Origin of the sequence: Pseudomonas sp. s4 (assembly GCF_046764235.1) — a bacterium.
Lineage (GTDB): Bacteria > Pseudomonadota > Gammaproteobacteria > Pseudomonadales > Pseudomonadaceae > Aquipseudomonas > Aquipseudomonas asiatica.
The window spans coordinates 2,182,110-2,207,169 of the sequence record NZ_CP177209.1 but is presented as its reverse complement, the minus strand read 5'-3'; the positions used below and the strand labels follow the sequence as shown (position 1 = coordinate 2,207,169).

25 protein-coding genes are annotated in these 25,060 nt (G+C 63.8%); 16 read left to right on the top strand and 9 right to left on the bottom strand.

All coding sequences use genetic code 11. The features are described 5' to 3' along the window. Positions 1-84 precede the first annotated feature (84 nt). The gene (locus tag ACK56M_RS10505; RefSeq protein ID WP_003260436.1) at positions 85-1,005 is read right to left on the bottom strand and encodes a LysR substrate-binding domain-containing protein; all 921 of its coding nucleotides are present in this window, start codon (positions 1,003-1,005) and stop codon (positions 85-87) included. 159 nt (positions 1,006-1,164) lie between these two features. Between ACK56M_RS10505 and ACK56M_RS10500 the strand changes: the two genes are divergently transcribed. The 8 genes from ACK56M_RS10500 (at position 1,165) to ACK56M_RS10465 (ending at position 6,896) form a co-directional block, all read left to right on the top strand. After that, positions 1,165-1,953, top strand: a complete 789-nt coding sequence (locus ACK56M_RS10500; RefSeq protein WP_015269755.1) for a YqcI/YcgG family protein — start codon at positions 1,165-1,167, stop codon at positions 1,951-1,953. A gap of 2 nt (positions 1,954-1,955) precedes the next feature. Next, positions 1,956-2,582 (top strand): LysE family translocator, encoded by a 627-nt coding sequence (locus ACK56M_RS10495; protein WP_015269754.1) that lies wholly within the window; start codon positions 1,956-1,958, stop codon positions 2,580-2,582. A gap of 39 nt (positions 2,583-2,621) precedes the next feature. Further along, positions 2,622-3,704: a hypothetical protein gene (locus ACK56M_RS10490; RefSeq protein WP_137137323.1), complete on the top strand. Its 1,083-nt coding sequence runs from the start codon at positions 2,622-2,624 to the stop codon at positions 3,702-3,704. Between the two features lie 138 nt (positions 3,705-3,842). After that, the gene (locus ACK56M_RS10485; RefSeq protein WP_015269752.1) at positions 3,843-4,538 is read left to right on the top strand and encodes a hypothetical protein; all 696 of its coding nucleotides are present in this window, start codon (positions 3,843-3,845) and stop codon (positions 4,536-4,538) included. 224 nt (positions 4,539-4,762) lie between these two features. Then, the gene (locus tag ACK56M_RS10480) at positions 4,763-5,455 is read left to right on the top strand and encodes an AzlC family ABC transporter permease (RefSeq protein ID WP_411959446.1); all 693 of its coding nucleotides are present in this window, start codon (positions 4,763-4,765) and stop codon (positions 5,453-5,455) included. Continuing rightward, positions 5,452-5,766, top strand: a complete 315-nt coding sequence (locus ACK56M_RS10475) for an AzlD domain-containing protein (protein ID WP_046615691.1) — start codon at positions 5,452-5,454, stop codon at positions 5,764-5,766. Before ACK56M_RS10480 ends, ACK56M_RS10475 begins: the two co-directional genes overlap by 4 nt. After that, positions 5,763-6,596 carry an AraC family transcriptional regulator gene (locus ACK56M_RS10470; RefSeq protein WP_015269750.1) on the top strand — a complete coding sequence of 278 codons (834 nt, stop codon included), beginning with the start codon at positions 5,763-5,765 and terminating at the stop codon, positions 6,594-6,596. The genes ACK56M_RS10475 and ACK56M_RS10470 overlap by 4 nt, the downstream gene beginning before the upstream one ends. Positions 6,597-6,668: 72 nt before the next feature. Next, positions 6,669-6,896 carry a hypothetical protein gene (locus tag ACK56M_RS10465; RefSeq protein ID WP_003260451.1) on the top strand — a complete coding sequence of 76 codons (228 nt, stop codon included), beginning with the start codon at positions 6,669-6,671 and terminating at the stop codon, positions 6,894-6,896. 44 nt (positions 6,897-6,940) lie between these two features. Here ACK56M_RS10465 and ACK56M_RS10460 read toward each other — a convergent pair whose 3' ends face one another. The 5 genes from ACK56M_RS10460 to ACK56M_RS10440 all read right to left on the bottom strand — a co-directional run bounded on the left by ACK56M_RS10460 (position 6,941) and on the right by ACK56M_RS10440 (position 12,440). Further along, the gene (locus ACK56M_RS10460) at positions 6,941-7,423 is read right to left on the bottom strand and encodes a copper chaperone PCu(A)C (RefSeq protein ID WP_015269749.1); all 483 of its coding nucleotides are present in this window, start codon (positions 7,421-7,423) and stop codon (positions 6,941-6,943) included. Beyond that, positions 7,424-8,032 (bottom strand): SCO family protein, encoded by a 609-nt coding sequence (locus tag ACK56M_RS10455; protein WP_024086651.1) that lies wholly within the window; start codon positions 8,030-8,032, stop codon positions 7,424-7,426. A gap of 221 nt (positions 8,033-8,253) precedes the next feature. Further along, positions 8,254-8,838: a Fe-S biogenesis protein NfuA gene (nfuA, locus tag ACK56M_RS10450; RefSeq protein ID WP_003250416.1), complete on the bottom strand. Its 585-nt coding sequence runs from the start codon at positions 8,836-8,838 to the stop codon at positions 8,254-8,256. A 58-nt stretch (positions 8,839-8,896) separates the two neighbouring features. Beyond that, positions 8,897-9,931: an acyltransferase family protein gene (locus tag ACK56M_RS10445; protein ID WP_100413124.1), complete on the bottom strand. Its 1,035-nt coding sequence runs from the start codon at positions 9,929-9,931 to the stop codon at positions 8,897-8,899. Positions 9,932-10,139: 208 nt separating this feature from the next. Beyond that, positions 10,140-12,440, bottom strand: a complete 2,301-nt coding sequence (locus ACK56M_RS10440; protein ID WP_054572711.1) for a fatty acid cis/trans isomerase — start codon at positions 12,438-12,440, stop codon at positions 10,140-10,142. A 183-nt stretch (positions 12,441-12,623) separates the two neighbouring features. On the opposite strand from ACK56M_RS10440, the gene metH reads away from it, so the two are divergent. Together metH and ACK56M_RS10430 are read left to right on the top strand one after the other, a co-directional pair. Beyond that, positions 12,624-16,331 carry a methionine synthase gene (gene metH / locus ACK56M_RS10435; protein WP_411959445.1) on the top strand — a complete coding sequence of 1,236 codons (3,708 nt, stop codon included), beginning with the start codon at positions 12,624-12,626 and terminating at the stop codon, positions 16,329-16,331. Positions 16,332-16,491: 160 nt separating this feature from the next. Further along, on the top strand, positions 16,492-16,707 hold the full coding sequence (locus tag ACK56M_RS10430; RefSeq protein WP_003256398.1) for a DUF2970 domain-containing protein: 216 nt from the start codon (positions 16,492-16,494) through the stop codon (positions 16,705-16,707). A gap of 263 nt (positions 16,708-16,970) precedes the next feature. Here ACK56M_RS10430 and ACK56M_RS10425 read toward each other — a convergent pair whose 3' ends face one another. Next, positions 16,971-18,047 (bottom strand): ABC transporter substrate-binding protein, encoded by a 1,077-nt coding sequence (locus tag ACK56M_RS10425; RefSeq protein ID WP_015269746.1) that lies wholly within the window; start codon positions 18,045-18,047, stop codon positions 16,971-16,973. A gap of 213 nt (positions 18,048-18,260) precedes the next feature. On the opposite strand from ACK56M_RS10425, the gene ACK56M_RS10420 reads away from it, so the two are divergent. From ACK56M_RS10420 to ACK56M_RS10395, 6 genes are all read left to right on the top strand, one after another. Next, positions 18,261-19,913, top strand: a complete 1,653-nt coding sequence (locus ACK56M_RS10420) for a nitrite/sulfite reductase (RefSeq protein ID WP_013971944.1) — start codon at positions 18,261-18,263, stop codon at positions 19,911-19,913. Continuing rightward, positions 19,897-20,391: a DUF934 domain-containing protein gene (locus tag ACK56M_RS10415; RefSeq protein ID WP_013971943.1), complete on the top strand. Its 495-nt coding sequence runs from the start codon at positions 19,897-19,899 to the stop codon at positions 20,389-20,391. Before ACK56M_RS10420 ends, ACK56M_RS10415 begins: the two co-directional genes overlap by 17 nt. Positions 20,392-20,747: 356 nt before the next feature. Continuing rightward, positions 20,748-21,551, top strand: coding sequence for a 2,5-didehydrogluconate reductase DkgB (dkgB, locus tag ACK56M_RS10410; protein ID WP_015269745.1), 804 nt, complete (start codon positions 20,748-20,750; stop codon positions 21,549-21,551). 4 nt (positions 21,552-21,555) lie between these two features. Further along, the gene (locus ACK56M_RS10405) at positions 21,556-21,810 is read left to right on the top strand and encodes a hypothetical protein (protein ID WP_052329211.1); all 255 of its coding nucleotides are present in this window, start codon (positions 21,556-21,558) and stop codon (positions 21,808-21,810) included. Then, entirely contained in the window at positions 21,785-22,288 is a 504-nt protein-coding gene (locus tag ACK56M_RS10400) for a hypothetical protein (protein WP_411959444.1), read from the top strand. Before ACK56M_RS10405 ends, ACK56M_RS10400 begins: the two co-directional genes overlap by 26 nt. Positions 22,289-22,424: 136 nt before the next feature. Continuing rightward, positions 22,425-22,889, top strand: coding sequence for a DUF1348 family protein (locus ACK56M_RS10395; protein WP_015269744.1), 465 nt, complete (start codon positions 22,425-22,427; stop codon positions 22,887-22,889). Here the strand turns inward: ACK56M_RS10395 and ACK56M_RS10390 are convergent, their stop codons facing one another. Continuing rightward, positions 22,890-24,245 (bottom strand): ATP-binding protein, encoded by a 1,356-nt coding sequence (locus ACK56M_RS10390; protein WP_411959443.1) that lies wholly within the window; start codon positions 24,243-24,245, stop codon positions 22,890-22,892. Beyond that, the gene (locus tag ACK56M_RS10385) at positions 24,242-24,952 is read right to left on the bottom strand and encodes a response regulator (protein ID WP_003256403.1); all 711 of its coding nucleotides are present in this window, start codon (positions 24,950-24,952) and stop codon (positions 24,242-24,244) included. Before ACK56M_RS10385 ends, ACK56M_RS10390 begins: the two co-directional genes overlap by 4 nt. Positions 24,953-25,060: the final 108 nt, after the last annotated feature.

Here is a 25,060-nt window from a genome sequence, read left to right as displayed (position 1 = left end):
TTTTGTTGGGGCCAGCAGGTGTTTGCCGAAATATTTTCAGCGCCGGGCGCTTGCCGAAGGCCGGGCGCATGCTCGAACGCGTGTTCAGCCGTACAGGTAATTGATGTCCTTGCAGGGCAGCGGTGGCACCTGGCCAAGCAGGAACTCGCGCAGCTTGTGCATCTGCCGCGCCTTGGGGCTGGCCTTGAGCCAGGTCATGTAATAGCCGTCGCCGGTGGCCACCGCGTGCTTGAACGGCGTAACCAGGCGCCCGGCCAGCAGGTCGGCACTGGCCAGCACCAGGTCGACCACCGAAATACCCAGGCCTTGCTGTGCGGCCGAGATGCCCTGGTCGAGGGTATCGAACACTTGCCCGTGGTCGATGCTGATGTCCAGCGCGTCCATGCGAGCCAGCCAGCGCCGCCAGTCGCGCCGGTCAGGGGACGGGTGCAGGAATTCGCACTGGGCCAGATCGGCAAGGTCCGGTTGCGCCTGGGCCATGTAATCCGGGTGGCACACCGGGATCAGCCATTCATCGAACAGCTTGAAACTCTCGATATCGGCGGGAAAACGCCCGTTGGCCAGGAGGATCGCACAGTCGTAGGGCTCGGAATAGAAGTCCACGCTGTCGATGTCCATCCACACGCTGGACAGCTGCACGCTGCAGTTGTCCTCGGTCTTCTTGAACGCATCCAGCGCACGCAGCAGCCAGCGCACGGTCAGCGTGGACGGTGCCTTCAGACGCAGGCCGTAGCGGTCCTGGCGCAACAGGGCGCAGGCATTTTCGATGATCTTGAAGCCAACCTTGAGTTCCTGCGCCAGCAGGCGGCCGTGCTCGGTCAGGGCCAGCTTCGGCCCGCGGCGTTCGAACAGGTCGCAGCCGAACATGGCTTCGAGGGTCTTGATGTGGTGGCTGACGGCGCCCTGGGTCAGGGCCAGCTCTTCCGCGGCACGGGTAAATGAGCCATAGCGAGAGGCTACCTCGAAGGCACGCAGCGCGTGCAAAGCCTGAATCCGTTCCGACATGGCGACGCCCCGAGCATGAGTAAGACTAATAGTAGGTCATAGTTCCACGCGTTTTACAACGTCAAGGACGTCTCGGAAAATGCAGGTAAATAATAAACATAACCAAGATCCTGCCTGCATGTGACTTGAACGTTCATCAAATTTACGCCTGGGGAAATCATGTCGACGGGTTATGGAACTTGCTATCGCCTGGATGCGCTAGAGCTGGCCGCTGACCATGTGCGCAACACGCGACATTGGACCTACAAAGCCGTAGAACATTTTCGCAGTGTCCTCGCCAACCCCGAGTTTCCCTGCCTGTTCGGCCGCAAGGCGGTAAACGGCGCAACCTGCCACATCCTCTTCGCCCGAGCCGGGCAACTGGCCGATGACATCGCCATGGGCCTGGCCGACTACGTGCGCACCGTCGCACCTATCCCACCCAAGCAGCGTATCGGCAGCCCACTGGTGGTGTTTCTCGAAACCGCCGCCGACTACACACTGGCCGAGCAACAGGCGCTGGCCTGGAAGGTGTTGCGTGGTGTGCACGCGCGCGACCCGCATCCCTGGCCGCAGGGCATCCCGACCGACCCCGACGACAATGCCTGGTCGTTCTGCTTTGCCGGCATGCCGCTGTTCATCAACATGAACTTCCCCGGCCACCAGCAGATGAAAAGCCGCAACCTGGGGCCACACATTACCTTCGTCATCAACCCGCGGGCGAACTTCGACGAAGTGGCCAACGTCAACACCGAAAGCGGCCATCGTATCCGCGAACGCATCCGCGAGCGCGTGCACCACTACAACGACGGCGTCATGCCCGACACCCTTGGCTTCTTCGGCGATGCCGACAACTACGAGTGGAAGCAGTACCAACTGCAGGAGGCAGGGTCGCTCAACCCGTCCCGCTGCCCGTTCCACGCCCATGCCGTACAGCCGGCAACACCCGACATACTGATCGAGACCTGACCGTGAATACCGCACTCACCGCTACCTACGCCCTGACTGTCCTGCTACTGATCGCCACCCCCGGCCCGGTGGTGGCACTGATCGTCAACACCGCGGCCGCCTCCGGCTCACGCAAGGCCATGTTCACCGCTGTCGGCACCAACTGGGCATCACTGGTGCTGATCGGCGCAGCGGCCTGGATCATTCTCACCAGCGCCGCCATCGACAAGGCCTGGCTCAGCGCCATGAGCCTCCTGGGTTGCCTGTTCATCGGCTACATCGCCGTCGGCACGTTGCGGGAAGCCCTGCAGGCGCCTGCAACCGAGGCGCCAAGCGACCTCGCCAAGCCTGGCCGCGGCGGGCTGCTGCAAGGTTTCATGGTGGGCATCTCCAACCCGAAGGACATCATCTTCTTCATCGCCTTCTTCCCGCAGTTCATCCAGATCACCGAGTCATTCGGCAAGAGCATGGTGGTGCTGTCGTTGCTGTGGGTGGCCATCGATTTTGCCGTGCTCAGCCTTTACATCTTCGCCATCGGCAAGATCGCCTCGCAACGCAGCAACCGCATGATCAGCCTGGCCTCGGGGGTCGCCCTGCTGCTGATTGCCGCCGGCGGCCTGCTGTACAACGTCAGGGAGCTGGCGGCCTGAATGTGATGCACGGTGCCCGCTGCGAGAGAAGGAGAACCCATGACTGCGATTGACACGAGCCCTTCACCTTCGCCGTTGCAACAGGACTACCAGCGCTTTCTGCTGCTGGGCAGCCGGCGTGCACCGCACACCGTGCGTGTGCACGAAACCGGCTACCGCTCCGGCACCATCAATACCGATGCCCTGGGCCTGCGATACAGCCATTGCGCCGGCAAGCGTTTTTCGGTGGCCGAACGCGGTGGTGCATCACGTGTCAACCTGCTGGTCGGCGGTTCCGCGGCGCTGGGCATCGGTGCCAGCTCCGACGAACACACGGTGGCCTCGCACATGTCGATGCTTACTGGCGAAGTCTGGCTGAGCCTGGCCGGCTGCGGGCTTAATGCGAGCCAGGAGCTACTGATGTTCCTGACCCACCAGCACCGCCTTGGCCAGCTTGGCCATGTGGTGGTGCTCAGCGGCCTCAACACCCTGGCACACGAAGCCCTCTGCGAAGTCCTCGAAAACCTGAACGACCCGCGGCACGCCAAGGCCTATCAGGACTTTCTCAACAGTTTCAGCGAAGGCATGCAGCCCACGACAACGCCACGTCGGCAATCGCTGTGGCGGCGCATCGGTCAGGCGTTGGTCACGCCCCCGGCCGCGATATCTGCCACCTGGTCGCTGTCGCCTCCGGAAAAGCGCCTCACCCGAGCCGCCGACAACATTGGCCGGACCTTGCGCCAATGGGACCGGCTGCTGGCAGACAGCCACTCCACCCTCACCTTCATCCTGCAGCCGTTGCTGCCCTGGTGCCGGGATAGCGTGCCCGCTGGCGAGGAGGCGATGCTGGATGCGCTTCAGCGGCAACCGGCGAATTTCGACCGGCTGCTGGACGGCGCATTCGACAGCCAATTGCACTCGGCCTTCTTCCGCCGTATCAAGAGCCAGGCCGACCCGGTGCCTTGCTACGACATGAATTGCATGCTCAGCAGCTCGCCGGTGTTCGGCGCCGACCTGTTCATCGACCGCCTGCATTTGAACGACCTGGGCAACAATGCCCTTGCCAAGGTCATTACCGCCAAGCTTGGCCTGGCCCAGGAAAAACATGCCCAGCGCAAGGTCACGCCGATCAAGCTCGTCTGAGAATTGCCGGGTGGTCTTTCGGCCAGGCCCCTTGGGTGGCTAGAATAGGCCGTCGTTCCGATCTGCCCGAGGCGCACGCTTGACCGCCATGAACATCGAAGCCTTCCATCAGTACCTGGCACCCTCTGGAGCTTGCCTGTGAGCCGCATGCTTCGCTTGCCCCCGCTGTTGATCGCCCTGATGCCACTGGCTGCGCACGCGCTGGAGGTGCGCATCGACCCTCATGCCGACCTGCTCTACCGCCAGGCCTTGCCCCTGCTGGAGCAGGCCGACAACCAGGACGACGGCGCCAGCACGCTGCGCACGGCCATCGGCGGCGACCCGGAGCTCAGCCGCCAGGGCCAGGCAATGGCCCACACCCTGCCGACCGCGGTCGCCTTGCTGAAAAAGTCCGTGGAGCTGGGCCACCCGGTCGCACAGTACCGCCTGGCGCTGTACTACATGACCTACCTGCCCGCCGCGCAAATCCCGGATGCCGCCTGCCCGTTGCTCGAAGCCAGCCTCAGGCAGGGCTTTGCCGCACCGGCACCGGCCATCGCAACCTGGTGCCCTCCCTACAACGCCAGCAACGAGTACCGTACTGCGCTGGAGGCCATCCCCAACATGGCCACCGTGTATGCGCCCTACTACCCGCAACCGGCCACGCACCTGGCCTGCAACCGCAACCGGCCACAAGGCCTGGAAATGCAGTGGGGGCGCCAGCGTGACTACCAGGCCGAGGTATACCGCCTGCTCGGCGACCTGGACCCGCAGCACCGCCAGAGCCTGCTGCAGAAGGCCGTGGACACCAACGGCTGCGTGACGGCGCAGCAGCACCTGACCAGCCATCCGTAACACGGACGCGGTTTCTGTGTAGGAGCGGCCTTGTGTCGCGATGGGGCGCGCAGCGGCCCCAGGATTTCAGCTTCGCCGCAGATATTGCCGGGGCCGCTGCGCGCCCCATCGCGACACAAGGCCGCTCCTACAAGGGACCGTGCCCAGGCATAGCAAGATCGTTCAAGCCATCCCCCGCCCCGTCTGGCATGCTGGCCTGCCAACGTACACGCACTGCAGCCACCATGCCCCACATCGCCCGCCAAGCCTTTCTCCACGGCGCCATCGCCATTCTCCCGTTGTCCCTGGCCGTCGCCCCCTGGGGCCTGCTGGCCGGCTCCATGGCCATCGAGGCCAACCTCAGCGCCTGGGAGGGGCAAGGGCTGTCGGCCATCGTCTTCGCCGGTGCCGCGCAACTGGTGGCGATCGGCATGCTCAAGGGCGGCGCCAACCTGGCGTCGATCCTGCTGACCACCCTGCTGCTGACCTCGCAGCACCTGCTGTATGGCCTGACGATGCGCCCGGTGCTGTCCAGCCAGCCGCTGCGCTGGCGGCTGGGCCTGGGCTTCCTGCTCACCGACGAGTTCTTCGCCCTGACCAGCCAGTACGACCAGCAGCAGTTCAACCGCTGGTACGCCCTGGGCGTGGGCCTGACCTTCTACGTCGCCTGGAACCTGTTCACCCTGGCCGGCATCCTGCTGGGGCAGAACATTCCGCACCTGGACCAGCTCGGCCTGGACTTTTCCATTGTCGCCACCTTCGTCGCCCTGATCGCGCCGCTGGTGCGCAACCTGGCCACGCTGGTGTGCGTGGCGGTGTCGCTGTTCTGTTCGGTGCTGTTCAGCTACTGGTACTGGGAAACCGCCCTGGTGGCCGCAGGCCTGCTGGGCATGAGCGCCGGTTTCGTCTGCCAGAAATTCGCCGGAGCCCGCGCATGACCTGGGTCCTGATTCTTGCCATGGGCGCCATCGTGTTCCTCAACCGCTATGCGTTCCTGGAGCCGCGCCTGCCCTTGCGCCTGAGCTCCAACGCCAGGCAGTTCCTCGGCTTTGCCGTGCCAGGCATGCTCACCGCGATTTGCGGCCCGATCATCTTCATGCCCGAGCATCAGTTGAACCTGAGCCTGCTCAACCCTTACCTGCTGGGTTCGCTGGTGGCCATCGCCCTGGTGCTGTTGACCCGCAGCGTGTTGCTGAGCATGCTGGTGAGCATGTTGATCTTCTTCCTTTTGCGCAGCTGGCTGGCATGAGCACGCCCCTGCGCGAACAGACACACCTCTGGCAGGCGCCGGCACTGGGCGACGTCGAGATGCTGCACGCGCGTTATTTCCAGCAGCGCTTCGCCCCGCATGTGCATGAAGGCTATGTGTTCACCGTGATCGAGTCGGGCGCACAGCGCTTCTGGCATCGCGGCAGTGAGCACCTGGCGCCGGTCGGCAGCATGGTGCTGATCAACCCCGACGAGCTGCACACCGGTGCCACCGCCCACGAAGCGGGCTGGCGCTACCGTGGGTTCTACCCGGAACATGAACGGGTAACCGGGGTGCTCGACGAACTGGAACTGGGCCGCCACGGCATGCCCAGCTTCAAAGACAGCGTGATCCACGACCCGGCCCTGGCGCTTGCCTTCAGCCAGTTGCACCAGCTGTCCGAAGCCGGCGCCAGTGCCCTGCAGCAGCAGACCGCCTGGCGCCAGGCGGTGCTGGCCCTGGTGCAACGGCACGGGCAATGCGCCGATCCTGCCACCCCTGGCCACGAACCGCTGGCAGTGGCCCGCGCCCGTGAGCTGCTGGAAAGCCAACTGGCCGACCCACCCTCGCTCGAAGCCCTGGCGGCGGCGGTCAACCTGTCACCGTTCCACTTCGCCCGGGTGTTCCGCCAGGCCACTGGCCTGCCGCCACATGCCTGGTTGAAACAGCGGCGCCTGGCCCGTGCGCGGGAAATGCTCAAGCGTGGCTGGGTGGCCTCGGAAGTGGCGTTCGACCTGGGCTTTGCCGACCAGAGCCATTTGAGCCGGCAGTTCAAGCAGGCCTACGGGGTAACGCCAGGGGCTTATCGCAGCGCCTGCCTGCAAGGCTGAGCTGCGACAGCCGGCCTCAGGCAGGCCGGCCAGCCACTGCTACACTGACAAGGCTGAATGGAGGATCCTGCCATGTCCGAAAGAGAGCTCACCACCCTCCTGTCGCTGATGAACCAGCGCCAGGCCTGCCTGAGCAGTGCCTGCAAGGAGATAGCCGACTGGATCGACCGGCAGGGCGACGTGCCCGCCGCCGGCAAGATCCGCGCAAGCCTCAAGGCTCTGGAGGCTGATGAGGCCCAGGTCCGCAAGACCCTGACCTCGCTGACCCTGGACAGACCGCTGCCCAAGTTTCGCAGCTGATTGAACCGGGGGCTGCCTGGCAGCCCCCAAAGGGTTCAGCCTGATCAGTGCTTCATGTGCATGTGATCATGCCCGCCGCCCGCCTCGGCGTTGAGCGCACGCACTTCGGCCTGCACGTCCAGGGTTTCCTTGGCCCCCTTGGCATCTTCGATGGTCAGGGTCAGCGGCACTTTCTCGCCTTCCTTCACCTGGTTGTTCAGGCCCATCAGCATCACATGCAGGCTATTCGGGTCGAGGGTCACCGCCTTGCCGGCCGGTAACTCGACCGCCTTGACCTCACGCATGCCCATCACATCGCCGTTCATGGTCATCTCGTGCACCTGCACGGTCTTGGCCACAGGCGAAGCCACGCCCACCAGCTTGCTGTCGCTGCTGGCGGTCAGGGTCATGAAGGCACCGGTGGACTGCTGGTGCGGCACGGTCGCCCGCACCCAGGCGTCACTTACGGTGGTCTGGGCCAGGGCCGGCAGCGCCAGGCCCATCAGGACCAGGGCAGCCAGGCCGCGCTTGATCGGTTGCATCGACATTCAGCAGATCTCCATCAGGGTGACCAGGTCTTCGGCGCATTCCTGGGCGGTAAGGGAATGGCCCAGGCTCAGGCGCAGGGTGCCACGCGTATCGTAGACGTAGCTGGTGGACGAGTGAGAGACGGTATAGGTATCACCGGCCGGGACTTTCTCGTAGAACACCTTGAATTCCTTGGCCACCGCGGCGATTTCCTCGGGGGTGCCGGTCAGCGCGGTGAACGACGGGTCGAACGCCTTCACGTAGGCATCGAGCACCTCGGGGGTGTCACGTTCCGGGTCCAGGGTAATCAACACCACCTGGAACAGGTCGCGATCGCGGCCGCGCAGCAGCTTGCGGATTTGCGCCGCGCGCGCCAGGGTGGTCGGGCACACGGCCGGGCACTGGGTGAAGCCGAAGAAGATCATCGGCATGCTGCCGTAGAAACTCGACAGGGTGCGCACATTGCCTTGGGTGTCCTTGAGGCTGAACTTGCGCCCAAGGATTTCGTTGCTCATGTTCTTGCCGTACTTGAACTCGAGCCCCCGGGCCGGGCTGCAGCCTGCCAGCAGGCCAAGCCCGAGAACGCCCATCCCGGCGACAACTGCGCGCCGGGTATATAGATCATTCATGAAACCATCCTTTACAGGGAAGGTGCCGGCCCTCGGGACGGGCCGGTCGAAAAACCGGGGCATTCTGGCACGACACCCCGAGGGGTTCTACCCGACGAAGGCAAGGATCGGCTGCAGCCCTTTGAATACGGGCTGCGGCCTGTTGTCGCAGGGGTTGAAACAGTAACACTTTGTTGCTAAGGAAGAGGGTTCAACGCGATCCCTGTAGGAGCGCGTCAACCTCAGTAGTAGGCGTTCTCTTTCTGACTGTGGTCAGTCACGTCACGCACGCCCTTGAGTTCGGGAATACGCTCGAGCAGGGTGCGCTCGATGCCTTCCTTCAGGGTCACGTCGGCCTGGCCACAGCCTTGGCAACCACCACCGAACTGCAGCACGGCAATACCGTCGTCGACAACATCCACCAGGCTCACCTGGCCGCCGTGGCTGGCCAGGCCGGGGTTGATCTCGGTCTGCAGGTAATAGTTGATGCGCTCGTTGATCGGGCTGTCTTCGTTGACCATCGGCACCTTGGCATTCGGCGCCTTGATGGTCAGCTGGCCACCCATGCGGTCGGTGGCATAATCGACCAGTGCGTCTTCCAGGAACGGCACGCTGACCGCGTCCAGGTAAGCGGTGAAGCTCTTCAGACCCACGGCGGTGTCGTCAGGCTTCTCTTCGCCCGGCTTGCAGTAGGCGATGCAGGTTTCGGCGTACTGGGTGCCCGGCTGGGTGATGAAAATGCGAATGCCGATGCCAGGCGTGTTCTGCTTGGAGAGCAGATCGGCCAGGTAGTCATGGGCGGCGTCGGTAATGGTTATAGCGCTCATGTAGGTTCCTCACAGACTTGCGGCCAAGTGTACGCCAACCCGGCCTTCGAACAAAGTCCTAGTATTTGACTCGGGAAAGCGCATATTCAGGGGCCTGCCCCCGTGGCGCCGCCAGCCAGGCCTGCATGCGCCGGTACAGGCCGCGCTCCAGCCACTGGTAGCTGAACCACGACATTAGTCCAATGGACGGCACGCACAGGGCGAACACCAGGTACGGGTTCAACTGCAGGCGCTGGCTGGCGAACCAGCCGGCGTACAGCACCAGCACATGGACCAGGTACACCGAATACGAACAGTCGCCCAGCGCCTTGAGCACCCGGTTGCCGCGGAACACCGGCTCCAGGGCGACGAAGGCCAGCACGATCATTGCGCTCGGCACGCCCCAGTGCAGCAAGCGCCGGGAAGCGTCCAGGTGGTAGATGGCAAGGCCTGCCACCGCCAGCAACGCCAACGGCAGCCAGCGGCCCTGGTGAATCAGCCCGCGACGGTGCAGCACGCCCAGGCCGATGCCTAGCAGGAATTCGTAGATGATGTCGTTGCTATAGAAGCGACTGAGCACGCCCAGCCCGCCCAGTATCTCGCTGGCCAGCAGCAGCGCGGCGGTGACCAGCAACTGGTGATGACGCTGGCGCACCAGGAAGGCCAGGCCGAACAGCAGGTAGAAGAACATCTCGAAGTTCAGCGTCCAGCCCACGTTCAGGGTCGGGTACAAGCCGTAGCCACCGGGGTTTTCCGCCGGGATGAACAGCAGCGACAGCAGCAGGTGGTGCCAGGTGAATGCCTGGTGCGGCATCCATTGGCTGAAGGCCAACAGCAGGGTTGCCATCAGCGCCGTGTAGAACCAGTAGGCCGGGACGATACGCAGCGCCCGGTTGAGCAAGAACTGGCGGGTCTCAATGGCCTTGTCGCAAGTCGACAGGTAGATGACCAGCCCGCTGATGACGAAGAAGATGTCGACGCCTGCGGCGCCGCGGTCGGTGAGCAGTTGCCCGATGGGGCCGGAGGCTTGGAAGTCGAAGAAGATCTGCATGAAATGGTGGCAGACCACCACCCAGGCGGCGAACGCCCGCAGTGCCTGAAGCGAATACAGCATGGAGAACCCTGCAATTGCCGGTGCATTGAGGCCTTTGGGAGCGCGTTGCGCTCCATCGCCGGCAAGCCAGCTCCCACAAGTACTGCGCAGCCTTCAGGCATGTGCGGCCCTTGTGGGAGCTGGTTTGCCGGCGATTGGGCTGCACAGCAGCCCCCGGACCACCCATCGGTTCCGACCGCAGGGTAATCGGAAAGGTCAGCCCAACCGATCAGAGGTTCTCGTAGCGGTTCATGTCCAGCACGCCCGCCTCGACCGGCTCGGTCTCCTTGATGAAGCTGTTCAGGTCATGGAAGTAGCGCCAGAACTCTGGGTGACTGCGACGCACACCCCAGCGCATGACGATGCGCTCGAACCTGGCCGGGTCATCTTTCGCATACTCCATGTCCTCGACGAACTCGGGCACATCCCTGGTCGGGATGTTGAAGATGAAGTTGGGGTAGCTGCTGAGCACGCCCGGGTACAGGGTCAGGGTATCCAGCCCCGGCTGGTAGCGGTACGCCTCGCCCAGCAGGAACGCCACGTTGCTGTGCGCGCGGTTGCGCAGCAGGCTGTACACCTGGCGCTGGCCGCCCTGCCCTTCGATGCGCAGCATGGTTGCCTCGGGCAGCTGGTTGATCACCTTCAACCCGGCAGCCGGGCGCGACACCAGGCGGCTGAGCGACTGCTCGGCATTGCGGAACTCTTCGCTGACCTGCGGCCGTGAACAGAACGCGCCCTGGCAGCGGTTGATGGGGTCAGGCGCGGCATTCAGGCTGCCGGTACGCTGCAGAAGCTTCAGGCCGAAGTCGCGCTTGGGGTTGCGCGGGTCGAGCTGGATGCCGCTCGGGGTGTCGGTGTCGATGTCTTCATAATCCATCCACATCTTTACCTTGCCGCTGTTCTGGTACCAGTCGCCGAGGATCGCCTTGCGCTGGTCGGCCGGCATCAGGCGCAGGAAGTTGACCTCGGCGCCGTTGCGGATCAGGTCGAAGTACAGGCGCGTCTGCAACTGGTGCGAGACGTTGCCGAACACATCGAAGTTGACCGCCAGCTGGTAATAGGTGCGCTCGAACAACGGGTAGTCGAACAGCCACACGGTCAGCGGCACATCACCGATCAGGCCCTTGGTCACCGAGGCGCTGTCGAAGTGGCGGAAAATGCTCAGCAACGCGTTGTCGTTACCGGCCCATAGCGTCGCCCAGCCCGGGGCCGGCATGTCGGCATAGGCTTCGCGGCGCAGTTTTTCGTACTCGTTGCGCTTGTCACGGTAGGCGTGCCACAGGCTCAGCACGCTGCCCACGTCATCGATCTGCCCAGGCATGGCCAGCAGCGGCGTGGCCTCGCCACGGTACTTGGCATCGGTGATGTAGCGGTCGTGGGCCGGCTCCTGGAACAACGCCCAGAAGTTGTCGCGGATCACGTCGGTGGCAATCTGCCCACGGCATACCGGACCACGGATGAAGGTGCGCACGAAGTATTCGGCGTTATCCAGCATGAACTGGTAGCGCGCCACTGCCGGTATCGCTTCGAAGGTTTCGAACGGGTTGGCCCGGTGGCGCGGGCCGTAGCCTGGCAGTGCGGCGGCATGCCAGTCGCCGGCATAGAACAGTTGCTTGACCCGCTTGAGCTTCTGCGGCCCCATCGGGTAGGTGATGTGCGTCTTGTGCACGATCACGCCCTGCACCGGGATCAACCGGTAGTAGAAATCGGTGCCCGGCGGGTCATTGGGGCGGCGCGTGGCGATCAGGTCGACCGGCTGGCCGCTCGGTGTACGCGAACGTACCCATTGGAAGAAGTGGCCCTGCTCGCCACCGACGAAATAGATGTGCGCCAGGAACAGGTGCTCGTACAGCCAGCGGCCGACCAGCGCCTCGGTGGAACCCGGGCGGTTGAGCAGCTCTTCCCAGTCGGCAATCTGCTTGGCTTCGGCCGCACTTGGCTTGATCGGCTGGTACTCGACCGGCGCACCGGCGGCCAGCCAGCGGCGCATGGTGTCGTATTCCTTGTCGGTCAGGCCGGTCACCGCCAGTGGCATGCCTTCCTTGGGATGGGCGCCGGCATAGGCATCGAATTCTTGCGGCAACGGGCACATGTTGTTGCGGTTCAGGCCCAGGACGATTTCTTCGGGCAGCTTGGCATTGGGCGTGAGCGGGGTCTTGTGCCCGAGCTCCAGCATGCGCGCCATCAGCGCGGCCTGGCTACCCTGGTTGTCGAGGACCGAGTAAAAGCCCTTCTTGCGCCACTCGCCCTCGCTGTGGGCGTCGTAGAACAGCCGCGTGGTGGGCACTGCCTTGCTGCGCTCGCCCTGATACACCGGCACCTTGGTGGCGCCGCGCACCGCGCCTTCGGGGCTTTCCAGCTTCAGCTGGCAGGCGGCGTCGTTGCAGGCGTGGCAGGCCACGCATTTCTCGGTGAAGATCGGTTGAATGTCCCGGGTGTAGGAAATAGCCGGGCTCGACTGGGGGGCTTGCCCGAACGCCATACTGCTGATGAGCAGGGCGAAAACGCCGGCAAGAATACGATGCACCATGTGCGGAAAGTCCTGGGTATTGAAAGCCATCACGATTTGTTGCCTGGTCGTCCTTGGGTGCCCTGCTTCGCCGACGCCCGCCCAACATGAGCCATTTTCATGCAAATGGGCGATGCGCCTAAAAACCGCGCAGCTTTGTTATGATTCTGCACCTTCTGAAATTTGCCCGACCAGGTAGTTCCTATGTCCGACCGCAGCGCTCGTCTCCAAGCACTCCAGAACGCACTCAAGGAGCGCATCCTGATCCTCGACGGCGGCATGGGTACTATGATCCAAAGCTACCGGCTCGAGGAACACGACTATCGTGGCACGCGTTTCGCCGATTGGCCAAGCGATGTCAAAGGTAACAACGACCTGTTGCTGCTCAGCCGCCCGGATGTGATCGCCGCCATCGAAAAGGCCTACCTGGATGCCGGCGCCGATATCCTCGAAACCAACACCTTCAACGCCACGCAGATTTCCCAGGCCGACTACGGCATGGAGTCGCTGGTCTACGAGCTGAACGTCGAGGGCGCGCGCATCGCCCGCCAGGTGGCCGATGCCAAGACCCTGGAAACCCCGCACAAGCCGCGCTTCGTCGCTGGCGTGCTCGGCCCTACCAGCCGCACCTGCTCGATTTCCCCGGACGTCAACGACCCAGGCTACCGCAACGTCACTTTCGATGAGCTGGTAACGAACTACATCGAGGCCACCCGCGGCCTGATCGAGGGCGGCGCCGACCTGCTGCTGATCGAGACCATCTTCGACACCCTCAACGCCAAGGCGGCGATCTTCGCCGTGCAGCAGGTGTTCGAGGAAGACGGCGTCGAACTGCCGATCATGATCTCCGGCACCATCACCGACGCCTCGGGCCGTACCCTGTCGGGCCAGACCACCGAAGCGTTCTGGAACTCGGTACGCCACGCCAAGCCGATTTCCGTGGGACTGAACTGCGCCCTCGGCGCCAAGGACCTGCGCCCGTACCTGGAAGAGCTGGCGACCAAGGCCGACACCCATGTCTCGGCCCACCCCAACGCCGGCCTGCCAAACGCCTTTGGTGAATACGACGAAACCCCGGCCGAAATGGCCGTGGTGGTCGAGGAATTCGCCGCCAGCGGCTTCCTCAACATCATCGGCGGCTGCTGCGGCACCACGCCGGGCCACATCCAGGCCATTGCCGAGGCCGTGGCCAAGTACAAGCCGCGCGAGATTCCGGAAATCGCCAAGGCCTGCCGCCTGTCGGGCCTGGAGCCGTTCACCATCGACCGCCAGTCGTTGTTCGTCAACGTCGGCGAGCGCACCAACATCACGGGCTCTGCCAAGTTCGCCCGGCTGATCCGTGAAGAGAACCACACCGAAGCCCTGGAAGTCGCCCTGCAGCAGGTAGAGGCCGGCGCCCAGGTGATCGACATCAACATGGACGAAGGGATGCTCGACTCCCAGGCCGCCATGGTCCGCTTCCTCAACCTGATCGCCGGCGAGCCGGACATCTCGCGCGTGCCGATCATGATCGACTCGTCCAAGTGGGAAGTGATCGAAGCGGGCCTCAAGTGCATTCAGGGCAAGGGCATCGTCAACTCCATTTCCATGAAGGAAGGCGTCGAGCAGTTCAAGCACCACGCCCGCCTGTGCAAGCGCTATGGCGCTGCCGTGGTGGTGATGGCCTTTGACGAGGTCGGCCAGGCCGACACGGCCGCGCGCAAGAAAGAGATCTGCCAACGCAGTTACGACATCCTGGTCAATGAAGTGGGCTTCCCGCCGGAAGACATCATCTTCGACCCGAACATCTTCGCCGTCGCCACCGGCATCGAAGAGCACAACAACTACGCCGTCGATTTCATCGAGGCCTGCGCCTACATCCGCGACCACCTGCCGCACGCCCTGAGCTCGGGCGGTGTGTCCAACGTGTCGTTCTCGTTCCGTGGCAACAACCCGGTGCGGGAAGCCATCCACTCGGTGTTCCTGTACCACGCGATCCAGAACGGCCTGACCATGGGTATCGTCAACGCCGGCCAGCTGGAGATCTACGACGAGATCCCGCCTGCACTGCGTGAAAAGGTCGAGGACGTGGTGCTCAACCGCACCCCGCATGGCACCGACGCACTGCTGGCCATTGCCGACGACTACAAGGGCGGCGGCGCAACCAGGGAAGTGGAAAACGAAGAGTGGCGCTCGCTGCCGGTGGAAAAACGCCTGGAGCACGCGCTGGTCAAGGGCATTACAGCGTTCATCGTCGAAGACACCGAAGAATGCCGCCAACAGTGCGCCCGCCCGATCGAAGTGATCGAAGGCCCGCTGATGAATGGCATGAACGTGGTCGGCGACCTGTTCGGCGCGGGCAAGATGTTCCTGCCTCAGGTGGTCAAGTCGGCCCGCGTGATGAAACAGGCGGTAGCGCACCTGATTCCGTTCATCGAAGCCGAGAAAGGCGACAAGCCGGAAGCCAAGGGCAAGATCCTGATGGCCACGGTAAAAGGCGACGTGCACGACATCGGCAAGAACATCGTCGGCGTGGTGCTGGGCTGCAACGGCTACGACATCGTCGACCTCGGCGTGATGGTGCCGGCCGAGAAGATCCTGCAAACCGCCCGCGACGAGAAGTGCGACATCATCGGCCTGTCCGGCCTGATCACGCCGTCGCTGGACGAGATGGTCCACGTGGCCCGCGAAATGCAGCGCCAGGGCTTCCAGTTGCCGCTGATGATCGGCGGCGCCACCACCTCCAAGGCGCACACCGCAGTCAAGATCGAGCCCAAGTACAGCAACGACGCCGTGGTCTACGTCACCGACGCCTCGCGCGCGGTAGGTGTTGCCACCCAGTTGCTGTCCAAGGAGCTGAAAGCCGGCTTCGTCGAGAAGACCCGCCAGGAATACGAAGAAGTACGCGAGCGCACCGCCAACCGCAGTGCCCGCACCGAGCGCCTGAGCTACGCCCAGGCTATCGCCGCCAAGCCGCAGTACGACTGGGCTGGCTACCAGCCAACGGTGCCCTCCTTCACCGGCGTCAAGGTGCTGGAAGACATCGACCTGCGCACGCTGGCCGAGTACATCGACTGGACCCCGTTCTTCATCTCCTGGGACCTGGCCGGCAAGTTCCCGCGCATCCTCACCGACGAAGTGGTCGGCGAGGCGGCGACGGCGCTGTACAAGGATGCCCGCGAGATGCTCGACAAACTGATCGACGAAAAACTCATCAGCGCCCGCGCGGTGTTCGGCTTCTGGCCGGCCAACCAGGTGGCCGATGACGATATCGAAGTGTACGGCGAGGACGGCCAGGCCCTGGCTACCCTGCACCACCTGCGCCAGCAGACCATCAAGCCGGACGGCAAGCCCAACTGGTCGCTGGCCGACTTCGTCGCGCCGAAGGCCAGTGGCGTTACCGACTACGTGGGCGGTTTCATCACTACCGCCGGCATCGGTGCCGAGGAAGTGGCCAAGGCCTACCAGGACAAGGGCGACGACTACAGTTCGATCATGGTCAAGGCCCTGGCCGACCGCCTGGCCGAGGCCTGTGCCGAATGGCTGCACGAGCAGGTGCGTAAAGAGCACTGGGGTTATGCCCGCGACGAACACCTCGACAACGAGGCGCTGATCAAGGAGCAGTACCGCGGCATCCGCCCGGCCCCCGGCTACCCGGCCTGCCCGGACCACACAGAGAAGGAAACCCTGTTCCGCCTGCTTGATGGCACTGCCATCGGTGAGACCGGGCCGAGCGGCGTGTTCCTTACCGACCACTTTGCGATGTTCCCGGCAGCGGCGGTCAGCGGCTGGTACTTTGCCCACCCGCAGGCGCAGTACTTTGCGGTGGGCAAGGTCGACAAGGACCAGATCGAGCGCTACAGCGCGCGCAAGGGCCAGGATGTGAGTGTCAGCGAGCGCTGGTTGGCGCCTAACCTGGGTTACGACAGCTAAGACCCTTGGGGCCGCTTTGCGGCCCATCGCGACACAAGGCCGCTCCTACAGGAGAATGCAATCCCTTGTAGGAGCGGCCTTGTGTCGCGATGGGCTGCACAGCAGCCCCAATAGCCACCTACACTGTCCCTGATTGCCTCTGATTTCCTCAGGAGCCACCATGGACGATTCCAGCCAGGGCAAGCCCCCTACCTTCTGGCAGATGCTGCACAGCATCCTCGCTGCCGCCTTCGGCGTGCAAAGCGGCAAGAACCGCGCCCGCGACTTCACCCACGGCAAGGCCAGCCATTTCATTGCGCTGGGGACGCTGTTCACCCTGGTGTTCATTGCCGTACTGATCGGCCTGGTGCAATTGGCCCTGCACCTTGCGCGCTAGCAAGAACGCCTGCGGGACTCCCTCCCGCAGGCGCTCTGGCTGCATCACGGTCTTGAATACAAGTCTACTGGTGGCTGACCCAATACACGGCAGTGACCACCACCAGAACGATCAGGCAGAGGATCGCCCAGGCATCGACGCTGCTGTCAGCTTTGCGGACCTTGGTTGAGTTTCCCATTGCATTGCCTCTTGTAGTGGTTATGGGAATGCACTTCACCACCAGCAGTTAAGACGAGCAATGCCCTTCCCTCAAGCAGGGTCTTTCAATAATTGATCGGTGATGTCAGAAATGGGTACTGGTAGTCGGGCGGCCGCCCTTCGGCACTGTAATGCTGGAAATCGATACCGTAGTCGGGCCGTTCCAGTAGTTTCAGCCAACGGGTTGCCTTGGCCTGGTCAATCGACTGCAACACCGGGATGCGATGCTCGCGCAGGCCGTCGCGGTTCACCGTCAGTCCCTGGGCATCATCGTGCAGCATCACCATGGCCCAGCCGCCGAGGGTGAAATGCCCGCCCATCAGCACGCTAAGACGCCCGTCGATACGGGCATGCAGGGCCTCGGGCGAGCTGTTGATGGCGCTGAACAGCACATCGCGCCCCGGCTTGCGCCCTGCCTCCTCGAACGCCTGCATGGCACCAAAGGCCATTTCGTCGTTGGCCGACCATACCAGGCGGGTGGCCGGGTAGCGCTCCACCAGTTGCTGCGCCTGCTCGTAGGCGCGCTGGCGGCTCCAACCACCATATACCACCTGGCGCAGGCGCACCTGGGGGAAGTCGGCCAGGGCGCGGCGCATGCCCTCCTCGCGCAGCTGCGAGGCCGGGGTGGTCTTGACCCCGGCAAACGCCAGCAGGTCCACCGGCCCACTGTCGCGGGGCAATTGCGCGACCATCTGGTGCAACATCTCAAAACCCGCTTGCTCGTCGTTGGCCGTCAAGGTGCCCAGCAGCTCGGCATACTTGTCCGGCTGGGCCTCGATGCTACGGGCCTGGCTGGCAGTCAGGCCGTTGTTGACCAGGAACAGTTTGACGCCGGTGCCACGCGACAGGCGGATGATCTCCGGCGCCACGTACCGCTCATTGACCAGGACCAGGTAATCCGGCCGCTGCGGTCCGCCCAGGATCGCCCTGGCCTGGGTCAGCGCCAGGTCGGCGCGGCGTTCGCTGTATTCCACGTGCAGGGTCATGCCCAGATCGTCTGCAGCGGCCTGCATGAAGCGGGTATAACTGGTCCAGAACGTTTCGGTGGACAGCCCCGGGTTGAGGAAAACCACCGAAGCCGGTTGCGCACTTGCCGCCAGCGGCAAGGCAAGACACAAGCTTTGGCACAACGCCTTGAGCATGGGCTGACATCCCTGCGAAGCAAACGCCGGATTATAAACGCCAAGCCACGCCCAGCGCACAAATGGCAGTCAGTCTCACATAGTCCATTTGGTTCTTTTCATATGCAAAAACATCACTTTAGCGCATAAACGCAACCTGCTATCGTTCCCCGGCTCCGAAGCGGAGTGCGCGGCCGTGCGCGCGAATAGCTGCATGCCTGAGACAGGACTTTTATGTACGTATACGACGAGTACGATCAGCGGATCATCGAGGACCGCGTCAAGCAGTTCCGTGATCAGACCCGCCGCTATCTGGCCGGTGAGCTGAGCGAAGAAGAATTCCGCCCTCTGCGCCTGCAGAACGGCCTTTACATCCAACGTTTCGCGCCGATGCTGCGCGTCGCCGTGCCGTACGGCCAGCTGAACGCCACCCAGGTCCGCACCCTGGCCAGGATCGCCCGCGACTACGACAAGGGCTACGCCCACATCTCCACCCGCCAGAACGTGCAGTTCAACTGGCCGGCCCTGGAGGACATCCCGGACATCCTCGCCGAACTGGCCACCGTGCAGATGCACGCGATCCAGACCAGCGGCAACTGCCTGCGCAACACCACCACCGACCAGTTCGCCGGTGTGGCCGCAGACGAAATCGTCGATCCGCGCCCGTGGTGCGAAATCGTCCGTCAGTGGACCACCTTCCACCCGGAATTCGCCTACCTGCCGCGCAAGTTCAAGATTGCCATCAACGGCTCGCAGGAAGACCGCGCCGCCATCGAAGTGCACGACATCGGCCTGGAGCCGGTGCGCAATGCCGCTGGCGAGCTGGGCTTCCGGGTACTGGTCGGTGGCGGCCTGGGCCGTACCCCGGTGGTGGGCTCGTTCATCAACGAGTTCCTGCCGTGGCAGGACCTGATCAGCTACCTCGACGCCATCCTGCGCGTGTACAACCGTTACGGTCGCCGTGACAACAAGTACAAGGCGCGGATCAAGATCCTGGTCAAGGCCCTTACCCCGGAAGTGTTCGCCGAGAAGGTCGAGGCCGAAATGGTCCACCTGCGTGGCGGCAGCACCACCCTGACCGAAGCCGAAGTGCAGCGTGTATCGCGCCACTTCGTCGACCCGGCCTACCTGGCCCTGGACAACGTCGACTACGCCGCGCAGGACGCCGAGTACCCAGGCTTCGCCCGCTGGCGCTCGCGCAACACCCGCGCCCACAAGCGCCCTGGCTACGTGGCCGTAACCCTGTCGCTGAAGCCCACCGGCGTTGCCCCGGGCGATGTGACCGACAAGCAGCTGGACGCCGTGGCCGACCTGGCAGAACGCTACAGCTTCGGTTTCCTGCGCACCTCGCACGAGCAGAACATCATTCTTGCCGACGTCGAGCAGCGTCAGTTGCATGCCCTGTGGCTGGAATTGCGCGAAAACGGCTTCGCCACGCCGAACATCGGCCTGCTGACCGACATCATCTGCTGCCCGGGCGGTGACTACTGCTCGCTGGCCAACGCCAAGTCGATCCCGATCGCCGAATCCATCCAGCGCCGCTTCGACGACCTGGACTACCTGTTCGATATCGGCGAGATCGACCTGAACATCTCCGGCTGCATGAACGCCTGCGGCCACCACCACGTGGGCCACATCGGCATCCTCGGCGTGGACAAGAAGGGTGAGGAGTTCTACCAGGTGTCGCTGGGCGGCAATGCCGCGCGTGGCGCGAGCCTTGGCAAGATCCTCGGCCCGTCCTTCGCCCAGGATGACATGGCCGATGTGATCGAGAAGCTGATCGCCGTGTACGTCGAGCAACGTACCGAGGAAGAGCGTTTCATCGACACCTACCAGCGTATCGGCATCGACCCCTTCAAGGAACGCGTCTATGCAGCGAATCATTAAGAACAACCAGATCGTCGACGAAACCTGGCATCTGCTGCCCAAGGAAACGTCCTTTGACGAGCTGACCAACTGCGACGACTACATCGTCCCGCTGCAGATGTGGCGCGACCATGCCCATGCGCTCAAAGCCCGTGACGGCGGGCTGGGCATATGGCTGGACAGTGACGAAGAAGCCGAAGAAATCGGCGAAGACGTGCAGCACTTCCAGGTCATCGCACTGAACTTCCCGGCGTTCACCGACGGGCGCAACTACTCCAATGCGCGCCTGCTGCGTGACCGCTACAAGTTCAAGGGCGAGCTGCGCGCCATTGGCGACGTGCTGCGCGACCAGCTGTTCTTCATGGCCCGTTGCGGCTTTGACGCGTTCGCCATCCGTGCCGACAAGGACCCGGAAGACGCGCTGCAAAGCCTGAAGGACTTCTCGGTGACCTACCAGGCCGCCACCGACGAGCCGCTGCCGCTGTTCCGCCGGCGCTGATCGTCACCTTGCAATGCCAGACGGCCCGCCTATATGGCGGGCCGTTTCGTTTTCCTGTACCGGCCTCTTCGCGGGCTTGCCCGCTCCCACAGGAATGCCACATTCCTTGAAGCCTGTGGTGTACCTGTGGGAGCGGGCAAGCCCGCGAAGAGGCCGGTACAGGAAGAATCTGCTATTCCAGCAACACAGTCACGACTTTGCCGCTGATTCTTGACTGTGAATCAAATGACCTTGGCCCCGCCCCATCTTAATCAATCCCCCTCAAAGCCGCACACTGCTCCCCCACACGAAGAGCGATCGAACCCGAGCGACCAAGCTCGATTCGGCCCCCCCCCTCACTCACCAGGAGCAGATCCATGAGCGTTCCATCCTTCGGCCTCGGCACCTTTCGCCTAACCGGCCAAGCCGTCATCGATTCGGTCAAGTCGGCCCTGGAACTTGGCTACCGCGTCATCGACACCGCGCAGATCTACAAGAACGAAGCCGACGTCGGCCAGGCCATCGCCGAAAGCGGCGTCAAGCGCGGCGAGCTGTTCATCACCACCAAGATCTGGGTCGAAAACTACGCCGCCGACAAGCTGGTCCCCAGCCTGCGCGACAGCCTGCAAAAACTGGGCACCGACTACGTCGACCTGCTGCTGATCCACTGGCCAGCCCCAGGCAACGGCGTTGAGCTGCCCGAGTACATGGCCGCCCTGGCCGAAGCCAAGAAGCTGGGCCTGACCCGCCAGATCGGTGTATCCAACTTCAACATCGAACTGACACGCCAGGCCATCGAAGTGGTCGGCGAAGGCGAGATCGCCACCAACCAGATCGAACTCAGCCCCTACCTGCAGAACGGCAAGCTGACCGCGTTCCTCAAGGAGCAAGGCATCACCGTCACCTCGTACATGACCCTGGCCTACGGCAAGGTGCTGAAAGACCCGGTACTGGCCGACATCGCCGCCAAGCACAAGGCCACCGTGGCCCAGGTTGCCCTGGCTTGGGCCCTGCAGCTGGGCTACGCGGTGATCCCGTCGTCGACCAAGCGGGAAAACCTGGCCAGCAACCTGCTCGCACGTGACCTGAAGCTGGACGCTGACGACATGGCACGCATCGCCAAGCTCGAGCGCAACGGCCGTGAAGTCAGCCCTGACGGCCTGGCGCCAATCTGGGATTGATACCATGACCACGCCCCTCGAACGCCTGACCGCTGGCGGTTTCAGCATCGGCCTGGAAGCACCGCTGGACCACGACTGGACGCCCGCCGGCGACCAGGCGCGGCGCCGCGATGGCCGCCAGTTCGGCGAGCCGGACCTGGCCCGCCACGCAGAACTGGCACAACTGGCCGACCGCCTGGGCTACCGCGCCCTGTGGGTCCGCGATGTGCCGCTGTACGACCCGTCGTTCGGCGATGCCGCCCAGGTGTTCGAGGTATGACCCTGAAATCGGCCAACAGCTGGTAGCCGGCCTGACCCAGCAGAACCCGGAATGGATCGGCAGCAACCTCGACGGCTGCCTGGCCCACCCCGGCACACCGGACGACCACCGGCACCAGGTCGCCACCTGGCGCACGGTGGCGGGCAACAAGCCCTACAGCAGCTTCATCCGCCTGGACCTGGCGGACAACCCTGACGAACCGTTGCAACGCTGGCGTTTCGGTTTCCGCGGCGGCCGCAAGGCGCTGGCGGCCGAGCTCCGCGTCCTGCGTACGGGGGCTGGCCTCATCGATCAATGTCGGCGCGTTCAACCTGGGCAATGCCGTAGGCGCGGCGCTGGGTGGTGCGGTGATCAGCCTGGACCTGGACTATGCGGCCGTGCCGATGGCAGGTGGCGTGCTGGCGGCCACCGGCTGCTGCTGGTGTGGCTGGGTGGGCGTAGCAAGGCTGCCGGGAAAACTGCAGCCGACGCAGCCTGATAGAGCCCCCTTGCCCCATCTCCAGCGGTCTTCATTGTTCCACGCACTGCAATTATGATGTGCCAGGCACACCCATTCTCTGTTCAGCCAGCGGCTACTACTCTCCTACCAGCCAATCGAACTGAGGAGAACCCCGATGTCCCGCCCACCCCTGCCGCCCTTCACCCGCGAAAGCGCCATCGAAAAGGTCCGCCTGGCCGAGGATGGCTGGAACGGCCGCGACCCGGCCAAGGTCGCGCTTGCCTATACCATCGACACCGTGTGGCGCAACCGCGTCGAGTTCCCGCGCGGTCGTGCCGAGGTCGAGGCGTTCCTGACGCGTAAATGGAACCATGAACTGGAGTACCGCCTGATCAAGGAGCTTTGGGCCTTCACCGGCAACCGCATTGCCGTGCGCTATGCCTACGAGTACCACGACGACAGTGGCCAGTGGTACCGCGCCTATGGCAATGAGAACTGGGAGTTTGCCGAGGACGGGTTGATGCAGAACCGCCATTCGAGCATCAACGAGCACCCTATCAGTGAAGCCGAGCGCAAGTTCCACTGGCCGCTGGGCCGGCGCCCGGATGATCACCCCGGGCTCAGCGAACTGGGGCTCTGATCAGCCCTGCGGCAGCATGATTCTGACTTCCAGCCCGCCACCCGGGCGGTTGCCCAGGGACATGCTGCCCCCCTGCTCCAGCACGATGGCACGTGCTGCGGGCAGGCCCAGCCCCACGCCACCAGTATTGCGGTTGCGTGAACCTTCGATACGGTAGAACGGCGCGAATACCTGCTCGTGCAGCTCCGGCGCAATGCCCGGCCCGCGATCAAGCACGGTAATCTCGATCTGCCTGGCGTTTACCGCCAACACCACCGTGGGCTCGCAGCCGTATTTCGCTGCATTGTCGATCAAGTTGACCAGCACCCGCTTGATACCCACCGGCCGCCCCGTATACACACAGCGACGCGGCCCGCTGAGGCCGACCTCGACCCCCGCGTCCTTGAAGTCGTCCACCACGGTCAGCAGCAATTCGCCGAGGTCGAATACGGTCGTCTGTTCCAGCCGCGCGTCATCACGGAAGAACCCCAACGCCGCATCGACCATCGCCTGCATCTCGTCGACGTCCTTGAACAACCTGGCCTGTAGCTGGGCATCGTCGATGAACTCGGCGCGCAAGCGCATGCGCGTCAGCGGTGCACGCAGGTCATGGGAGATGGCCGCGAGCATCTGGGTGCGGTCGTTGAGAAAATGCTTGAGCTGCGCCTGGGTGGCATTGAACGCAAGAATGGTCTGACGCAGGTCGTGCGGGCCGACCACCGGAATGGGCGGGGCGTTGAAGTCCTTGCCAAAACGCCGCGCACCTTCGGCAAAGCGCTCCAGCGGCTTGGCCAGGTAGCGGGTGGCCAGCAGCGCGACGACAAGGCTGGAAACCAGCATCAGCCCGAGGATGATCAGGTTGCGCGGCAGTTCGTCCAGGCCCCAGCTACGGCTGGTGGCACGGAACAGTACCCAGGACTTGTCGGTCAGCTCGATCATCAGCGCATAACCACGTTCAGGTGCGTACTCCGGCATGTCGGACGGTGCGAAGGCCTCGACCCTGGCATCCGGGCGCTTGAGCAATGCGCGCAGGATAGGCGTGCCCTCGCTGAACTCGGCATCGACCAGCACGGGTACGCCCGCTTCGTCATGGCGGCGCAGCCAGCGCACGGAGTATGAGCCGTCGCCCGCCGCACTGGCGATGTTGGCGCGCTGCGCCATGGGCGCGACGTCGAGGATGCGAGTGACCGCTGCAACCTTCTCGATCACCCCGCTCTCCAGCAGCGGTGGCTGCGCCCAGACACTCAGCAACAGGCTGAACAGCCCCTTGAGCAGCAACAGGAACAGCATCGCCGTCAGGGTGGTCAGCGCGATCCAGCGGGCAATGGTGATCCTGGGCCGTGGCAGGGCCTGGCGAACCCTGGCGAGCAGCTTCATCGCTTCGCGACCGTGGGCGTGAACAGGTAACCGGCGTTGCGCAGGGTACGGATCAAGGGCTCGTTGCCGTTGTCGGTTTCAAGCTTGCGGCGCAGCCGGCTGACCTGGACGTCGATGCTGCGATCATAGGCGTCGTAGGCATCGCCACGGGCCATGTCCAGCAACTGCTGGCGGCTGAGCACCCGCCGCGGATGTTCGGCGAACACCAGCAGCAGCTCGAACTCACCGTTGGACAAGGGGATCATGACGTTGTCCGGCGAACGCAGCTCGCGCCGCACCACATCCAGCCGCCAGCCGGCAAACTCCAGGGTCGCGCAGGCATGGCCCGCCGCGCTCCCGGCCGCTTCGCCGGCACGGCGCAGCACTGCCCTCACCCGGGCCAGCAGTTCACGGGCGGCGAACGGCTTCGTCAGGTAGTCGTCTGCCCCCAGCTCCAGGCCAACCACCCGGTCACTCAACTCGCCCATGGCGGTGAGCATGATCACTGCCACCTTGTGCTCGGCCAGCAAGCGCTGGCACAACACCAGGCCACTGTCGCCAGGTAGCATCACATCCAGGATGACCAGGTCCGGCACCCGCCGCTCGACGGCCTGCCACAGCGCCTTGCCATCCCTGGCCACATCAACCTCGTAGCCATGTTGGCAGAGAAACTTCTGCAGCAGGTCGAGCACCTCGACATCATCGTCGACTATCAGCAAATGGCTCACAAAAAAGCACCGCAAAACAAGGTTATCAGGCCGTACTTTAAGGCCATCCCCACGTAGCCGTCATATATTTCAACCCGGAAACAAAGTGTCGACGCCGAGACAATCCGG

What these genes read in the sequence shown, in the direction of transcription:
- ACK56M_RS10415 (WP_013971943.1), top strand. Translation starts at nt 19,897, where the DNA reads ATGCAGCGAATCATTAAGAACAACCAGATCGTCGACGAAACCTGGCAT.
- ACK56M_RS10505 (WP_003260436.1), bottom strand. Translation starts at nt 1,005, where the DNA reads ATGTCGGAACGGATTCAGGCTTTGCACGCGCTGCGTGCCTTCGAGGTA.
- ACK56M_RS10500 (WP_015269755.1), top strand. Translation starts at nt 1,165, where the DNA reads ATGTCGACGGGTTATGGAACTTGCTATCGCCTGGATGCGCTAGAGCTG.
- ACK56M_RS10460 (WP_015269749.1), bottom strand. Translation starts at nt 7,423, where the DNA reads ATGTCGATGCAACCGATCAAGCGCGGCCTGGCTGCCCTGGTCCTGATG.
- ACK56M_RS10405 (WP_052329211.1), top strand. Translation starts at nt 21,556, where the DNA reads ATGACCACGCCCCTCGAACGCCTGACCGCTGGCGGTTTCAGCATCGGC.
- ACK56M_RS10420 (WP_013971944.1), top strand. Translation starts at nt 18,261, where the DNA reads ATGTACGTATACGACGAGTACGATCAGCGGATCATCGAGGACCGCGTC.
- ACK56M_RS10430 (WP_003256398.1), top strand. Translation starts at nt 16,492, where the DNA reads ATGGACGATTCCAGCCAGGGCAAGCCCCCTACCTTCTGGCAGATGCTG.
- ACK56M_RS10425 (WP_015269746.1), bottom strand. Translation starts at nt 18,047, where the DNA reads ATGCTCAAGGCGTTGTGCCAAAGCTTGTGTCTTGCCTTGCCGCTGGCG.
- ACK56M_RS10475 (WP_046615691.1), top strand. Translation starts at nt 5,452, where the DNA reads ATGACCTGGGTCCTGATTCTTGCCATGGGCGCCATCGTGTTCCTCAAC.
- dkgB (WP_015269745.1), top strand. Translation starts at nt 20,748, where the DNA reads ATGAGCGTTCCATCCTTCGGCCTCGGCACCTTTCGCCTAACCGGCCAA.
- metH (WP_411959445.1), top strand. Translation starts at nt 12,624, where the DNA reads ATGTCCGACCGCAGCGCTCGTCTCCAAGCACTCCAGAACGCACTCAAG.
- ACK56M_RS10455 (WP_024086651.1), bottom strand. Translation starts at nt 8,032, where the DNA reads ATGAATGATCTATATACCCGGCGCGCAGTTGTCGCCGGGATGGGCGTT.
- ACK56M_RS10470 (WP_015269750.1), top strand. Translation starts at nt 5,763, where the DNA reads ATGAGCACGCCCCTGCGCGAACAGACACACCTCTGGCAGGCGCCGGCA.
- nfuA (WP_003250416.1), bottom strand. Translation starts at nt 8,838, where the DNA reads ATGAGCGCTATAACCATTACCGACGCCGCCCATGACTACCTGGCCGAT.
- ACK56M_RS10440 (WP_054572711.1), bottom strand. Translation starts at nt 12,440, where the DNA reads ATGGTGCATCGTATTCTTGCCGGCGTTTTCGCCCTGCTCATCAGCAGT.
- ACK56M_RS10480 (WP_411959446.1), top strand. Translation starts at nt 4,763, where the DNA reads ATGCCCCACATCGCCCGCCAAGCCTTTCTCCACGGCGCCATCGCCATT.
- ACK56M_RS10490 (WP_137137323.1), top strand. Translation starts at nt 2,622, where the DNA reads ATGACTGCGATTGACACGAGCCCTTCACCTTCGCCGTTGCAACAGGAC.
- ACK56M_RS10390 (WP_411959443.1), bottom strand. Translation starts at nt 24,245, where the DNA reads ATGAAGCTGCTCGCCAGGGTTCGCCAGGCCCTGCCACGGCCCAGGATC.
- ACK56M_RS10395 (WP_015269744.1), top strand. Translation starts at nt 22,425, where the DNA reads ATGTCCCGCCCACCCCTGCCGCCCTTCACCCGCGAAAGCGCCATCGAA.
- ACK56M_RS10445 (WP_100413124.1), bottom strand. Translation starts at nt 9,931, where the DNA reads ATGCTGTATTCGCTTCAGGCACTGCGGGCGTTCGCCGCCTGGGTGGTG.
- ACK56M_RS10465 (WP_003260451.1), top strand. Translation starts at nt 6,669, where the DNA reads ATGTCCGAAAGAGAGCTCACCACCCTCCTGTCGCTGATGAACCAGCGC.
- ACK56M_RS10400 (WP_411959444.1), top strand. Translation starts at nt 21,785, where the DNA reads ATGCCGCCCAGGTGTTCGAGGTATGACCCTGAAATCGGCCAACAGCTG.